A 14719-nucleotide genomic window follows, 5' to 3' on the forward strand; every position below is an offset into this window, starting at 1 on the left:
CTGACAACGCAGGAAATGGACGCCCTGTACGAAATCCCCTTTACCCGGCGGCCTCACCCAAGCTACCGGGAAGCCATACCCGCGGCTGAAATGATGCGCACCAGCATTACCAGCCATCGGGGTTGCGGTGGCGGGTGTTCGTTCTGCTCTTTGGCCCTGCATCAGGGCCGCCGCATCAGTTCCCGGTCTGAATCTTCCGTGCTGGACGAAGCCCGCAGACTTGGGCAGGAAAATATGGATCGTGGCAAAGGGCCAGTGGCCATTTCAGATGTGGGTGGCCCTACGGCCAACATGTGGCAGGGATACTGCGCCCTCGACAAGGCAATGGCCGGGCACGGCGTTTCCGAAGAAACTGTCGAGATATTGCCCAACGGCCGTGGTGAAAACAATGATGCCCATGCTCCAGCGGACGCGCCATCCAAAAGCCGCTGCCGCAGGACCAGCTGCTGTTATCCCACTGTCTGCAAGTTTTTCACTACCCCCCAAAACAGGCATGTGAGCCTGCTGCGTAAGGTGGCAGCCTTGCCTGAAGTCAAGCAGGCACGCGTTGCCAGCGGTGTGCGCGCCGACCTGGCCCTGCGCGACGCTTCTGCTCTTGCGGCCTACACGGGCGAGTTCACGGGCGGGCAGCTCAAGGTTGCGCCGGAACACTGTGCCACAGGCGTGCTGTCGCTTATGCGCAAGCCGCCTCTGGAGGTTTTTGAAGCTTTTCTGGCAAGCTTTGTTCGGCAAAGCAAAGCTGCGGGGCGTGAGCAGTATGTGGTGCCCTACCTCATGAGCGGCTTTCCGGGCTGTACGGACGACGACATGCGCACCCTTTCCAGCTGGTTGCGCCAGCGCAACTGGAATCCGCGCCAGACACAGTGTTTTATCCCCACGCCCGGCACCATCGCCACAGCCATGTTTTACTGCGGCAAAAACGAAGCCGGGGAAGACATCTATGTGGCCCGCACCGATGCCCAGCGGCTGCGTCAGCATGGCCTGCTCATGCCTGGCAGAAGCCCGGGAGACGAGGACGGCAACCGCCCACGCAGCAGGGACGGCCAGGACCATGCCCGCAAGGATGCTGGCAGGGATGCTGGCAAAACCCGGCAACGTGCGCCCGGCAACCGGGATAGCCGTGACGCCCGGCGCGGCAAGGATGCTGACCAAAGCCGCAAACCCGTCGAAAGGCCGGGGCAAAAGCCCGGCAGGCAGGGTGGGCGCTCAAATGAAAACAGGCAAGATAGCCGCAAGCTTCCGGCCCCTGGACGCCGCGCCTGATAGCAGAAGCGTGGCGAGCAGGAAAGTGGCGAACAGACGAATGACGGGCAGGAGAATCTATGTCGCAAAATCTTGAAGATCGGCTTACCCGCCTGGAAGAACTGACGTTCTTTCAGGAAGAGCGTATTGAAAAACTTGACGCAGCCCTCACAGCCCAGCAGATTCAGCTGGACAATGTGGAACAGGAGCTGGCAAGCGCCCGCACTGTTATCCGCGCGTTACGCGACAAGCTGTCCCAGCAGCCGGAAAACGGCCTGCCGCCGCACTCCATGCCCGAGCGCTGGTAAGCCCTTGCCAGGAGCACTTCACGATTGGCGGGCCGAGTCCACCCTTGATGAAATTCATGCAGGAATATCAAGCCCTATTGGGCGCATCGCGTCAGACCAATTGAGAATGCTGTCATGATAAGAAAAGCTGTAGCTGGCGACGAGGCAGCCATTCGGGAATGCGCAGATAAAGCCTTTTCGGGCTATATTCCTCTGCTCGGCCGTCAGCCAGCCCCAATGTCAGCAGATTTTCCTGCTCAAATTGCAGCAGGTCAGATATACGTGGCGTTGGATGATGGCGGCGACCTGCTGGGCTACATCGCTTTCTTCCCACAGGGCGGCCATATGCATCTCGACAGCGTCGCAGTACTGCCTGCGGCAGCCGGGCGCGGCATAGGCAAAATGCTTATCACATTCTGTGAGGATGAAGCCAGACGCCTTGGCCTTGAGGCGGTGCATCTTTATACCAATGAAATGATGACCGCCAATCACTCCATCTATCCGCGTCTTGGCTACATTGAAGTTGATCGCCGCACGGACGAAGGATTTAACCGCGTTTTCTTTCAGAAAAAGTTGGCCTGAGCAGAAGAGCCAATACATGTCTGCAATCATGCGGCCTGTTCGCCATTTTAAGCGCGCTTGACTGCGTCAATTACAAGAGGCCCGCACTTCTGTCGAAGTGCGGGCGCCCATTTTGATGACACCTGCGCTTTAAAATCGCAAGGTGCACCGCCTGCGGCGGCCATGCCGCCGGGCGGAAAGACACGAAAACTGCTCACTCTCGGCGCGGCAGAGCCGCGACCTGTTCGCCATTTTCGGCGCTCTTGACTGCGTCAATTGCGAGAGGCCCGCACTTCTGTCGAAGTGCGGGCCTCTTAACACAAAGGATGGTAAGGGCTAGAAGCCGAAACCGTCCGAATTCGAACCAGACGCGCCAAAGCCGAAATCATCGGGCACGGCGGTTTCATCAATGGCTTCAGCCACGGCTTCGTCGCCGGAAGCAGCCAGAGCAGCACCAGCGCCGCCAGCCATAACCATGCCCTTAAGGCCGTCCTTGATGGCGTCCTTGATGTTCATGAGCAGGTCGTCGTGATTGACGGCAACCTTACCTTGGTATTCAGCCGTCTGACGGCGCAGACCGCCGATGTCGGCATTCAGGATCTTGATCTTGGCTTCCAGCTCATCAACCTTTTTGGACAGAGCTTCGGCACGGGCTTCGGTGGGCTCAAGGGCGCGCACGCGCTCTTCAAAAGCGGTGGCAGCAGAGGTCTGGGCGACCATGCTGTCATAAACTTCGCCCAAAAAGTCCAGCACCTGATCCACCATAGCCTTGGTGTGACCGTCCATACTGGGAAGGGAAACATTGTCGCCAAGCAGGCTTCTGCCGTTGTTTACAAAGGCATCCCAAGATTGGCCTTCTTTCCATTCCAGATCCATAAACTTGGGGAAACAACGGGCCAGCCAGGTGGCGGCGAAGGGGCCCACGGCCTTGGCGCAAGTGTCACAGACAACGGTGCGTCCGGCCACAAAACCGGCGATTTCCTTTACGTCCACGCCTTCCTTGCCCACCACCAGGGCAAGCACGGACTCAACAGGAAAAACTTTGCGAGATGTATCGGACATGGCGGCCTCCTCCTCGGAGATCGTTTTTTTATTCATGAAAACTCAGTTCCAACAGTCCAGACTTTGGCATCGCCCCCGGCCAGCATGACAGCCAGCCGGGGTCCGTCAGCTAGCTTCTGCCGTACATGCGTGCGTACAGCAGCGCCACCGTGCGGTATAAGATATGCCCGAGCTTGGACCAAGGCAGATATGCAAAGAGCATCCACACAAACACCAGGTGCAGGTAGTACACCAGGAAGGCGGGCACAATGGCGTCCGCCAGGCGGAAGCCCTGAGCCATCACGCCCGTGAGCGCTACTACCCAGATGATGCCCAGCAGATACCAGTCGTACCAGCTGGAGCCCTGGAACTTGGGATTCAGACGCAGACGGCGTACCGTCAGCAGGCCCAGACCCAGCAGCAGCATGAATGCGCCAATGTTGGCCAGAATCTTCACCGGGAAGGTCAGCGGCATTGGGGTTTCGATCTTGATGAGCGGAATAACCTTGCCGCCCCAGTGCCCCAAAGCCACCACAGCCGTCACAAAGGCCAGAATGGCAAAGCTCCACACCAGCAGGAAATGGCCATTCTTGCGATTGGGCGTCTCCTTGCCGGTAACAGGGCCGTTTTCGCAATCGTTGAACTTGCGGTGGGTGATGATTTCATCCCACAGCACGTCCCACAGATGCCATATCCAGCACTTGGTCTTGCCGATAACGGTCATCTTGCCCTCAGGCTTGAACTGCCCCCACAGCTTCATGGCCCCCCGCGCCAGTATGAACAGCGCGGTGAAAAAGGTCAGCATGAAGATGGGGTCAATAGTGTAATCGCCATAGAATATCTGGCCGAAAACAATGCGGCCGTCGGCAGCGCGGGGGAACCACTGGCCGCCGTTAAAGCCGGCGCGGATCCACCACACGATAAGCCAGAGCACCGCGGGGATGGCGAAGAGAACGGGCAGACCGGAAGGCTTGCTCATCCACTTACCGACAATCGAAGGCTCGGTCAGATCTTTATAGATGACATTGCGGGCCGCGCCCATAAGGTCGGCGGGCTTGGCTCCACGGGGGCACAGGTCTGAGCAGTTGCCGCAGTTGTGGCAGAGCCACAGGTCGATATCGCTGCGCAGCTTGTCCTTGAGGCCCCAGGAGGCCCACACCATTTCTTTGCGCGGATAGGGCGCATTGGCAGGAGCCAGGGGGCAGGCCACGGAGCACGTGGCGCACTGGTAGCACTTCTTGAGGGACTCGCCCCCTGCTTCTTCCAGCGCCCTGGCGAACTCCAGGTCAGGTTTGATTGTAATTTGTGCCATTGCTGCCTTCCTCCTACATGCCCTTGAACGGGTTGGGGCCCATTGCCATGATGCGGTCCACAAAGCCGTCGATGAGGTTGGGGACCTTGTCGTATTCGTCAATGGCCACTTCAAGCAGTTCCACCCGTTCAGGCTGCACGCCCAGGCGGTTGAGAGTCTCGGCTATGTTGTCCTTGCGCTTGGCGCAGATTTCGGAGCCTTTCACAAAGTGGCACTGGTAGTCGTCGCCATACTTGCAGCCCAGCAGCATCACGCCGTCATAGCCTTTGCTCATAGCGTCGGACACCCAAATGGCGTTTACCGAGCCGAGGCAGCGAACCGGGATAATGCGGCAGTAGGGGCTCCAGGGCTTGTGACGTTCACCGGCCATATCCAGGGCAGGATAGGCGTCGTTTTCGCAAGCCAGAATGAGCACGCGCGGGCCTTCTTTCTTGAAGTCCTTGGGCACCTGCACTTCACGAATCATAGAGCCGATCTGGTCGATGTTGTAGTTCGCGAAGGAGATCACGCGTTCGGGGCAGGCCCCGAAACAGGTGCCGCAACGGCGGCAGCGCGTGGGGTTGAGCCTGGGCGTACCCTTTTCGTCATCGTCCAGCGCGCCGAAGGGACATTCTTCGGTACAACGCTTGCACTGCGTGCAGCGCACCATATTGAACAGGGGGTAAGACAGGTCACCCGAGCGCGGGTGTACGGCAACGCCGTGGCTTGACGCTTCAATGCACTGCACGGCCTTGAGCACCGCGCCCTTGGCGTCTTCTTCGCAGGCGTCCATGGTCAGGGGCTGACGCACGCAACCCGCTGCGTACACGCCTGTGCGGCGCGTTTCGTAGGGGAAGCAGATGTAGTTTGAGTCGGCAAAGCCGTCAAACAGCTCCAGATCGGGGAAGTCCGGGCCCTGACGGTAGTCGAAATGGATGGTCACGTCCTTGGCCGTAGTGGGCACAAGGCCCGTAGGCAGAACGACCATGTCCACATCAAGGTCAAAGTCCATACCCAGTAGGGTATTTTTGCATTCCACAACCATGTGGCCGCCGGCTTCACGGATGTCCGTCACGTCGGCCTTGGTCATCATGACGCCCAGGCGGTCCTGCATCTTCTTGTAGAAGCGTTCCAGAATACCGGGAACCGTCATGTCCTTATAAAGGATGAAGGTCTGGCAGGCGTCGTTGGTCTTTTCACAGACCGTGTTGGCCAGGCGCAGCATGCCCACGCTGTTGACAGCGTTGGAGTAAGCCAGATGGCGGATGCTTTCGAGGTCTGCTTTCACAAAACCAGCTTCACCTTCCGCAGCGGCAGGGGCAGCTTCGGCAGGGGCTTCCCCATCAATGGGGCATCCTTCCGCAGCCTTGGCCACAGCCTCTTCAGCTATGGTCGTGTCCAGCACAAAGGCTATACGGGTGGCCTTGACCTGGTCGGCAACCAGCATTTTGCCGAAAGTGGCAGCGTCCACCACCATCGGAGTTTTGTCGAGGCCCATAGGTGCAAGGTACTTGTGATCCAGAGCCACCCAGCCCGTGGCCAGCACAACAGCGCCCACTTCCACTTCCACCGTGCCGGTGGCTGTGGCGATGGCCGCTTTGAATTCGCCCGGCTGGCCTTCCAGCTTCTGCATCTGGGCGTTCATGTGAATTTTGATCTTGGGGCTGCCCATGGCCTCGCTGACTTTGGCAACGATGTTGGTAGGCTGCTTGTCTACCCAGGGAGAAGCCAGAGGCGACGCCATAGGAATGTTATTGGCCGCGCCGCCCAGCCTGTCGCTCTTTTCCACCAGCACAACTTCGTAGCCAGTGGTTGCAGCTTCAAGGGCCGCCGTCAGGCCTGTCCATCCGCCGCCGATAATCAGAATGCGCTGCACGCCCGACACCGGAGCGGCTTCGGGGGCTTCGCACTTTTGCAGTTTCACAACGCCCATGTTCACGTAGTCGCGGGCCATGAGCGTCAGCAGTTCGGGCGCGCCCTTGGCAGTGTCCGTGGGGCTTCTGTCAGGATTCTTGTAGGCCTGCACACACTGCTCGCGCAGGTTCACATGCTCTACCAGAACAGGCAGGCGATAAAGTTCGCCATCCACGCGCGGCGAAGCGCCGCACAGCAGTACGCCGTCCAGGCTCTGAGCCTCAATGTCGGCCTTTATTTCATCCAAGGCCAATGCCAGCACGGGAACAACCTTGACCACAGCAGTGAGGTCGCCCCACTTTTGCGTGGTCTGTTCGGCAAGCGCCTGTAGATCAAGGCCGCCGCCAATGTTCTGCTGGTCAAAATAGACGCCAATCTTTCCGGCCATGCCGCCTACCTCCCTTTCACCGTTTGTACCGCCTTCAGGGCGGCGGCTGTACCGGACTGGGCCGAACGCATCACATCCAGGGGCATGCGCGCGCAACCAGCAGCAAAAATACCGGCCTCTTCGCCGCCCGCCACAAAGCCTTCTTCATCAAGAGGCAGAGGCAGAGGCGCGTCTTCTCCGGCCAGCGAAGGCTGCATGCCCGTGGCCAGTACAACAAGGTCATACTCAAGGGTGAGCTTTTCAGCGCTCACGGCGTCTTCGGCAGTGAGGCGAACCTTGTCGCCTGCGGCCTGCACGACATCGGCCACTTTGCCTTTCACGAAGCGGACGTTGGGCATGGCCCTGACCTTTTCAAGCACTTTCACGTAGCGGCCAGGGGCGCGCATGTCGATGTAATACACCGTAATCTGCGTTTCCGGGCTTTGCTCGGCCAGATACTGACACTGCTTGAGCGTGGCCATACAGCAGATGTAGGAACAGTAGTTCAGGTGGCTCTGATCGCGTGAACCGGCGCACTGCACAAAGGCCACATGATGAGGGCGGCGTCCGTCCGTGGGGCGCACGATGCGTCCGTTGGTGGGGCCGCTGGGCGCAGCAAGGCGCTCAAGCTGCATATTGGAAATGCAGTTCTTCACGTTGCCCGCGCCAAGGTTGGTAAGGCGTGTCACGTCGTAGGGCTTCCAGCCAGTGGCTACAACGACAGCGCCCACGCTGAGGTCAATTTCGCGCGGTTCTTCATTCACGTTCAGGAACTGGTTTCCGGCAATGCGGGCCTTGTCGGCCTTGGAAAGAGCCTGCTTGTCCAGCGTGTAACGGCTGGGGAAGGCAAAGGGCATAGCCTTGAAAAGAGCCTTGCGCCGGGAAAGGCCAAGGTCAAATTCGCTGGGGGTTTCACCGTCCAGACTGGATGCCAGCAGGCTGAAATCCACGTTGTGGGGTGCCGTGTGGCGCGGTTCAATGCGCACCTTCACGGTATAGTCGCCCTTGACCCCGCTGAAGCCAACGACTTCTGCCTGGGTAAAGAACTTTACGCGCGGATTTTTCCTGATGCGCTGGAACTGGATTTCCAAGCCGCAGGAGGGAGGACAGAGTTTGGGAAAATATTTGTTGAGCTGAGCCACGCGGCCCCCGAGCCAGGGCGATTTTTCGACGATATAGACGTCGTGCCCCAGTTCCGCCGCTTCAATGGCGGCTGTAAGGCCTGCAAAGCCGCCGCCCACGACGAGAATGGCATTGGACATCCTGGATATCCTCCTGCGTTGTTGCATAGCGGCTTGAAGAAGTGCCAACGGCCTTCCGCCGCAGAAAAAGGAGTGGCCGCATCCGGCCGGTCCTTACGGGCTCCGGCTCAAACCGGCTGCCGTCAGTCAGCCGCATTGCTTGAATGCGGCGACCCAGAGCCGTGCCCGATTGCCCTCAAGACGCTGTCTCCCCATAACCGGCAAAACTCCCGCTGGCATTGTACTGCTCAGCGGGGAGCGTGAAGACCAAGCATAACACAAAGTTGCAGGCTTGGCATCCGGGCTGAACGTGCCGGGGCCGGACCGTTGCCGCATCCACGGCAATGACCTTTTCTTCACACTCTCTACGTTTTTTCGCACAAGATCTGGCTGCGCATATGCTCCAGCCAAGGGGGCGGCCATAAGGCCGCCCCTTTAGTGCTACAATGCCGCCGACTAGTCGGGGATGATCTGGTGATAGGGCTTCTTGAAGATCTTGGTCTCGCCAGTGGCGGGATCATACTTGGAGTTCACGAAGCACTTCCACTTGGTGTCGTCCAGGGCCATGAAGTCCGCACGGTAGTAGAAGCCGGGGTAACGGGATTCTTCGCGGAAGGAGATGTGCTGCATGTGCAGGCGCACCGTCCACAGGCGATGGTAGTTTTCCCAGCAGCGCAGAAGTTCGTGCAGGTCACGGGAAGCCAGCTTGAGGGAGTCTTCTTCCATCATGGCAAGCAGGTTGAAGCCCGTGTCGAGCAGAGCCTTGGAGGTGGTGTAGTAGGTGCTCACGCCACCGCCGTATTCGTCGGTGCACTTCACGAGACGCATCATGAAGTTCTTGGGCGTGATGTAATGCGGGTTCACGACGGGGTCGGTGGAAGCGTCTTTGCCCGCCAGGAAGTTGTAGTAAGGACGGTAGATCAGCTTCTTCAGTTCGTCGGCGGTTTCCTTGAATTCGGGCTTGAAGTCCTTGTGATCAAGGCACCAGCGCACCATCTGCTTACCGGCGATGCGGCCTTCAGCATGGGAACCGGAAGAGAACTTGTGGCCGGAAGCGCCCACGCCGTCGGCGCAGGTGAACAGACCTTCAACGGTGGTCATGCGGTTGTAGACCTTACCGTTGGCAGCGCGCACCTTGTAGTCTTCGGGCACCCAAGCTTCGTCGGGACCGGACACCCAGATGCCGCAGCAACCGGAGTGGGAGCCGAGCAGGTAAGGTTCGGTGGGCATGATTTCGGAACCGCGTTCTTCAGGAGCGGTATTGGTGCAGGCCCACAAGTTGGCCTGACCAACGCACATGTCCAGGAAGTCTTCCCAAGCTTCGGACTCAAGTTCCTTCTGCTGTTCTTCATTAAGAGTAGCAAAGGTGGTCTGCAGGGCAGTCTTGGTGTCCATATAGATGGGGCCGCGGCCTTCGCGCATTTCACGAAGCATCATGTGGTTACGCAGGCAGGTCGGAATGACATGACCCTTGGCGTAGCCGCGTTCTTCGTAAGGCTTCAGCATGGCACGGTTGGTCACGCAGTAATCTTCGCCCTTGCTGTTGGTGGCTTTGGCCTTGAACAGAAGGAACCACGCGCCCACGGGGCCGTAACCGTCCTTGAAGCGGGCGGGCACGAAGCGGTTTTCCATCATGGTCATTTCAGCGCCAACCTGAGCGCACATGGTGTAGGTGGAGCCGGAGTTCCACACGGGGTACCATGCACGGCCCATGCCTTCACCGGTGGAACGGGGACGGTACACGTTCACCGCGCCGCCAGCGGCCACCATGATGGTGTTGGCTTTGAAGATGTGCACTTCGTTGGCGCGCAGGTTGAAGCCCACGGCGCCGGCGATGCGATTGGGGGTGTTTTTGTCGAGCAGCAGCTTCACGATGAAGATGCGTTCCATGATGCGGTCTTCACCCAGAACATTCTTGGCCGCTTCGGCCACGATGCACTTGTAGGATTCACCGTTGATCATGATCTGCCAGCGGCCGGAACGCACGGGGGCGTCGCCTTTGCGCAGGCTCTTGCCAGCGGCCTTAGCAGCGCCGCCGTTCATGTTGTGGCCGTCGTCACCCTTGATCCAGCAGGGCAGGCCCCAATCTTCGAACAGATGTACGGAGTCGTCAACGTGACGGCCGCAGTCGAAGATAAGGTCTTCGCGAACCAGGCCCATAAGGTCGGTGCGGACCATGCGCACATAGTCGTCAGCGCTGTTGTCACCCAGGTAGGTGTTGATGGCGGAAAGGCCCTGGGCCACGGCGCCGGAACGCTCGAGGGAAGCCTTGTCGCAAAGCAGAATTTTCAGGCCATGCTTTTCGCCCCAGCGCACTGCTTCGAAAGCGGTGCCGCAGGAACCCATGCCGCCGCCCACGATGAGCAGGTCAACCGCATGTTCTTTCACTTCGGGTTCGGCAATGGCTACGCCCTTGGTCGCTTCCTTGACGGGAATCATAGGCATAATGGTATCTCCTTATCGCACTAGCGGTTGCAAAAGCCTAGCGGCCAATTTCCATGCAGGTGAGAACCTTGTCGGCTTCCAACATTTCAAACTTCTTGCCGAGAACTTCCTTGGGAGCAACCAGGGCGGTTTCGGTGAAGAGCAGTTCGTCTTCGATGTTGGCACCTTCGGGATGGCCTTCAAAAGGCTTGATGGAACCTTCGGGCGTAGTACGAATGGGGAACTTGAAACGCTTCACATTGCCGTTACGGAACTGAACCGTCCACATGATAGAGTCGGCCGAGCGCATGGGGATACAGGTTCCGCCCATGGGAGCGAAGTCAGCGTAGGGGCGAGCCGTAATGGCACCCTGGGGGCAGATCTTCACGCAGGAATAGCATTCCCAGCAGGCATCGGGTTCCTGGTTGTAGGCCTTCATTTCCTCTGCATCGAGGATCATGAGGTCGTTGGGGCAAATGTACATGCAGGCCGTCTTTTCGCCACCCTTGCAGCCGTCACATTTGGACGGATCGACATAAGTCGGCATACGTATCCTCCAACTCAGTAAAAGTGTTTGAAAACCCGCCGGGTTCGGCGTGGCGTGGCGGCAGAAACCGACACGCCGGGGTTAGCCGAGCGCTTTCGCAACGATTGTTGGGCGAATGGCTTGCGCAATTAGTAACAAGCACTTGGCGTCCGAGTCAACCCCCCTCTGCAAAATTTCGTGGAAACTTCACAACGCCAAACCACGAATAATCAATAAAACCGGATAGATGACACTCTTGTGAAAAAAATTCTAATCCTCATTTCCAAGCGCTCTCACGCAGAGCCCTCGCGAGCCGACCCTTGCAAGAGAAGCCATTTCAAGCTAACACGCTTGCACAGAGAAAGGAAGACTGTGACACTGAATTGTTACACTTTGAGCCAACCCTCTGTTATTTCTTACAACGTATACGCATTTGCGATACCCTTCCATTTTTCCTACAGGAAAGAGCATGACTGACCATTCCAACGATTCACGCGGCTCCCGCCCCACTCGTGACGCTCGCGATTCACGCGATTCACGCGGCCCCCGTACTCCTCGAGACGCCCGCGACAGCCGCGACTCCCGAGGTCCCCGTCCCCCTCGTGATGCCCGCGACGCACGCGATTCACGGGGCCGTGACGATGCGCCGCAACGCCGCCCCCTGCGCGAAACTGTCTGCGAAATTGACCGCGACATCCTTCGCCTGCTGCTGCGCCGCCATAATATTCTGACGCGCATGCGCGGCGACAAATCACGGCTCGATTCCGCCGAAGAAAAAATGCTGCGCGAGTCGTGGGAAGGCGCAGTGGCCCGCATCAGCCGTGACGCACGTCTTTCTGGCCATTTTTTCTCGCTGATGCAGGAAGTAGAATTTTTGCCCCGCCCCCTGGGCGAACGCCTGGTTGAAGCCGCTGAAGGCTCTGAGAATGGCGATGGCGCAGCTCCTGCTGCTCAGGAAGGACCCGACAAGCGTATTGCTTTTAACCTGGCTCCTCCTGCCAAGCCGGTGCGTTTGCGCATGCAAGCGCCGCTGGCCTGCCGCGCCACCCGCGCGTGGCTTATGCTGGCCGCCGCAACGGGTCAGCCTACACGCCTGAACCCCTGCCTCATGAATGATCCCATTGTGGACTGCGTTAAAATGCTCATTCAGGTGGGCGCTTCCCTTACCCGCGAGGACGACGGCGTCACCGCCCGGCCCGCCGTGGCTCTGGCCGCGCCGGACAAGGTGCTTTATGTGGGCGACAGCGCGTGGAACTTCTACCTCCTGCTGGGGCACTACCTTGGTCGCCCCTCCCGCGCAAAGTTTATGGGTGAATCCAGCCTGAAACTGGCTGATCTTTCCGCCGTGCGCCATTTTCTGCCCATCATGGGCGCGCGCCTTGTGCATGTGGTGCCCAAGAGCGACGGCCTGCCCGCCCGGCTTGAATGCTCGGGTATCATCCCCGATTCCGTGGTCATGCCTGCGGATACACCCGCAGAACTGGCGGAAGGTATCCTGCTGGCCGCCCCCGGCTACGAACACAGCCTGATGATGGACCTCACGAACCATCCGGCCCAGAAGACCATTCTGGCCCGTACCCTGCCCATACTGCGCGCGGCAGGCGCGGAAGTGAGCGTTGAGGGCGGCGTGGTGCGCATCCACCCGACAAAGCTGGAAATCCCCGCGCAGCCCGAGCTGCCGATGGAACCGGAACTGGCCCTCTTTCTGCTGGCTCTGCCCCTTGCTCTGGGCGGCGAATCCACCCTTGCCGGACAGTGGCCCCAATGGCCCAACGCCGAGGCTGGCTGGAAGCTCCTGCAAAGCCTGGGACTTGACCTGCAACAGCAAAAGGGCAAGGACGGCAACGAAATCAAGGCCACCAGCGCGGCTCCCATCAAGAGCTTCAGCCTCACCGCACTGCCCGCGGACCTGCCTGCTGACTGGGCCCCGCTTGCTGTGGGTCTGGCCGCCTGTAGCGCGCTGCGTGGCGGACAACCCACTCCCCTGCCCGCGCTTCCCCTGGGAACAGACCCGTATGAAGTGGAAAGTTTTCTTAACGCTCTGGGTCTGGAACAGGACAATGAAGGCAGATTGTGCAAAAATGAACAATCTGGAGTCAAAGCCGGATGGAACGCCCCTTCCCCGGTATGGGCTATGGCCTTTGCTTTGGCCGCTTGTGCCAAACAGCACCAGAAGCTCGGTAATCCCGGCGTCATGACTGGTCTGTACCCGGCGTTCTGGGTCTTGTACAACTCCTTGCCCGAACCCCAGCCACGCCGCGCGGCTGCTGAAGCTGCCCCTGCCGCTCCGGCCCGTCGGCGCATCATTACAGCCTCTGTGGCAGTGCCGCCAGAGCTGAAGGATGAAGACGATTATTAGAGGCTGTTTCCTCACAGCGGATTCGGCCCAAAGATAAAAAAGCGGCCCTTTTCATGACGGAAGACTACCTTTGTACTCTGCCGGAATGAAAAGGGCCGCTTGACGTGCAAGCCAGATAAAACATGCCCAAAGCAAATTACCTCTGAAAGGCTTCGCGCTGCAAAATTGTCATCCACTGAAAATGCAGATTCAGACATAATCCACGCCCTGTTGCAGCGCACTGCACTCTTGAGCAGCGCTGGAGCATTTACATTTTCAAGGTAAAAAATCTCTAATGCCACCTCCAGACCATTTTCAGTTCAAATTACCCGAACATCCGGCAAAGTACCGCAGCCGCCTTCATGCGGAGTACGAAATTGCAGGTTCGCACGCATACTTGAAAACGCAGACAGTAAAACTGTTGACGGTTCGCAGACTGTGCTCCTGCTTTATTGCTGCCGTACAGAGACATGTGTTACTTTGTTAGAACGTGGCTACGCCAGCTCCCGCATCACCGCAGCCCGCCAGAAGCCCTGTGACAAGGGTGTCCACCGCCACGAACTGCAAGCGGCGCTTCAACGAACAAGCAAACACTCCCCATTGGGAGTCAGTCCAGAAGTCCGCTACTCACACAGGAGAAGTGCCACCATGCCCTGCCGTTCCTTCAGGTCAGCCGCCTCAGCCTTCATGTTTATTTTGGTCTTTTTGCTTGCAGTACCCGCAGTGAAGGCTTGTACCCTGTGGGCAGCCGCGGGAGACGCAGTGCAGGGCGGCGGTACGATAATAATAAAAAACCGGGACTGGACACCGGGGGAAAGTCAGCGCCTTGAAGTTTTCAGACCAGCAGGCGGCTTTGCCTACGCTGCGCTGATGGCTACGCGTGAAGTTGTAAAATCCACAGGCAGACAAGAAGAAATCGACCGCCCTGTGGCGGGCATCAACGAAAAGGGGCTCACAGTCATCAGCGCAGCGGCAAGCAGCCTGCCGCGCAGAGACAGACAGGCCGCAGCAGGCAACACCAAGCTTATGGCACAGATACTCAACCTGTGCGGCTCAGTGGACGATGCGATGGCTCTGGATCGTGCCCGGTTTCGTGGTCCGCTTTTTCTGATGCTTGCAGACAAGGAAAAAATCGCCGTCGTTGAGATTGGTCTTGAAGGAATGGTGGTTTGGCGCACGCAGGCAAATGGCGTGCTGTACCATACGAATCATTATCTTGAACCTGCCCTGCAACGGTTCAACAGAAGCATCGGCGAAAGCAGCACTGCCCGGTACGCGCGTATTGCCGACCTGCTGCAAAACAGCCCAAAGCCATACACCTTTTCCAGTCTGCTTGCCTTCACCCGCGACCAGAATGCCGGGCCGGACGACAGTATCTGGCGCACGGGCTCCACGCCGACATCCACGCGAACAGTGGCGGTTTTTGCTGTTTCTCAACCCAAATCCGGCGAAGCTGAAGTCTATGTGCGCCTGCTTGAAGAGGGCAA

The 14719-nt window shown here is 58.7% G+C and carries 10 protein-coding genes and 1 pseudogene; 5 read left to right on the forward strand and 6 right to left on the reverse strand.

Translation table 11 applies throughout. The features are described 5' to 3' along the window. The 3 genes and pseudogenes from QM579_RS12395 to QM579_RS12405 form a co-directional block, all read left to right on the forward strand. A pseudogene (locus QM579_RS12395) lies at positions 1-1263 on the forward strand (YgiQ family radical SAM protein); the annotation flags it as partial. Between the two features lie 59 nt (positions 1264-1322). Continuing rightward, positions 1323-1550, forward strand: coding sequence for a SlyX family protein (locus QM579_RS12400; protein WP_414999446.1), 228 nt, complete (start codon positions 1323-1325; stop codon positions 1548-1550). 114 nt (positions 1551-1664) lie between these two features. Then, a complete protein-coding gene (locus tag QM579_RS12405) occupies positions 1665-2111 on the forward strand; it encodes a GNAT family N-acetyltransferase (RefSeq protein ID WP_414999447.1) in 447 nt (148 codons plus the stop codon). A gap of 315 nt (positions 2112-2426) precedes the next feature. Here QM579_RS12405 and QM579_RS12410 read toward each other — a convergent pair whose 3' ends face one another. The 6 genes from QM579_RS12410 to aprB all read right to left on the reverse strand — a co-directional run bounded on the left by QM579_RS12410 (position 2427) and on the right by aprB (position 10915). Continuing rightward, complete coding sequence (locus tag QM579_RS12410) at positions 2427-3152, reverse strand: hypothetical protein (RefSeq protein ID WP_414999448.1); 726 nt, start codon at positions 3150-3152, stop codon at positions 2427-2429. A gap of 109 nt (positions 3153-3261) precedes the next feature. Continuing rightward, positions 3262-4443, reverse strand: a complete 1182-nt coding sequence (gene qmoC, locus QM579_RS12415) for a quinone-interacting membrane-bound oxidoreductase complex subunit QmoC (protein ID WP_414999449.1) — start codon at positions 4441-4443, stop codon at positions 3262-3264. A 13-nt stretch (positions 4444-4456) separates the two neighbouring features. Then, positions 4457-6724 carry an FAD-dependent oxidoreductase gene (locus QM579_RS12420; protein WP_414999450.1) on the reverse strand — a complete coding sequence of 756 codons (2268 nt, stop codon included), beginning with the start codon at positions 6722-6724 and terminating at the stop codon, positions 4457-4459. A 5-nt stretch (positions 6725-6729) separates the two neighbouring features. After that, positions 6730-7965, reverse strand: coding sequence for a CoB--CoM heterodisulfide reductase iron-sulfur subunit A family protein (locus QM579_RS12425; protein WP_414999451.1), 1236 nt, complete (start codon positions 7963-7965; stop codon positions 6730-6732). Between the two features lie 435 nt (positions 7966-8400). Beyond that, positions 8401-10389 (reverse strand): adenylyl-sulfate reductase subunit alpha, encoded by a 1989-nt coding sequence (gene aprA / locus QM579_RS12430; RefSeq protein WP_414999452.1) that lies wholly within the window; start codon positions 10387-10389, stop codon positions 8401-8403. Positions 10390-10426: 37 nt separating this feature from the next. Beyond that, positions 10427-10915 (reverse strand): adenylyl-sulfate reductase subunit beta, encoded by a 489-nt coding sequence (aprB, locus tag QM579_RS12435; protein WP_183718991.1) that lies wholly within the window; start codon positions 10913-10915, stop codon positions 10427-10429. Positions 10916-11363: 448 nt separating this feature from the next. Between aprB and QM579_RS12440 the strand changes: the two genes are divergently transcribed. Further along, complete coding sequence (locus tag QM579_RS12440; protein WP_414999453.1) at positions 11364-13253, forward strand: 3-phosphoshikimate 1-carboxyvinyltransferase; 1890 nt, start codon at positions 11364-11366, stop codon at positions 13251-13253. Between the two features lie 666 nt (positions 13254-13919). Continuing rightward, a partial coding sequence (locus QM579_RS12445) for a carcinine hydrolase/isopenicillin-N N-acyltransferase family protein (protein WP_414999454.1) occupies positions 13920-14719 on the forward strand: 800 nt, incomplete at its 3' end.

Origin of the sequence: Desulfovibrio sp. (genome assembly GCF_047607245.1) — a bacterium.
In the GTDB taxonomy this organism is placed as follows: domain Bacteria; phylum Desulfobacterota; class Desulfovibrionia; order Desulfovibrionales; family Desulfovibrionaceae; genus Desulfovibrio.

Bases quoted from the DNA above. Each gene is read 5' to 3' on its own strand.
- aprB (WP_183718991.1), bottom strand. From the start codon at position 10,915: ATGCCGACTTATGTCGATCCGTCCAAATGTGACGGCTGCAAGGGTGGC.
- QM579_RS12400 (WP_414999446.1), top strand. From the start codon at position 1,323: ATGTCGCAAAATCTTGAAGATCGGCTTACCCGCCTGGAAGAACTGACG.
- QM579_RS12420 (WP_414999450.1), bottom strand. From the start codon at position 6,724: ATGGCCGGAAAGATTGGCGTCTATTTTGACCAGCAGAACATTGGCGGC.
- aprA (WP_414999452.1), bottom strand. From the start codon at position 10,389: ATGCCTATGATTCCCGTCAAGGAAGCGACCAAGGGCGTAGCCATTGCC.
- QM579_RS12410 (WP_414999448.1), bottom strand. From the start codon at position 3,152: ATGTCCGATACATCTCGCAAAGTTTTTCCTGTTGAGTCCGTGCTTGCC.
- QM579_RS12440 (WP_414999453.1), top strand. From the start codon at position 11,364: ATGACTGACCATTCCAACGATTCACGCGGCTCCCGCCCCACTCGTGAC.
- qmoC (WP_414999449.1), bottom strand. From the start codon at position 4,443: ATGGCACAAATTACAATCAAACCTGACCTGGAGTTCGCCAGGGCGCTG.
- QM579_RS12425 (WP_414999451.1), bottom strand. From the start codon at position 7,965: ATGTCCAATGCCATTCTCGTCGTGGGCGGCGGCTTTGCAGGCCTTACA.
- QM579_RS12405 (WP_414999447.1), top strand. From the start codon at position 1,665: ATGATAAGAAAAGCTGTAGCTGGCGACGAGGCAGCCATTCGGGAATGC.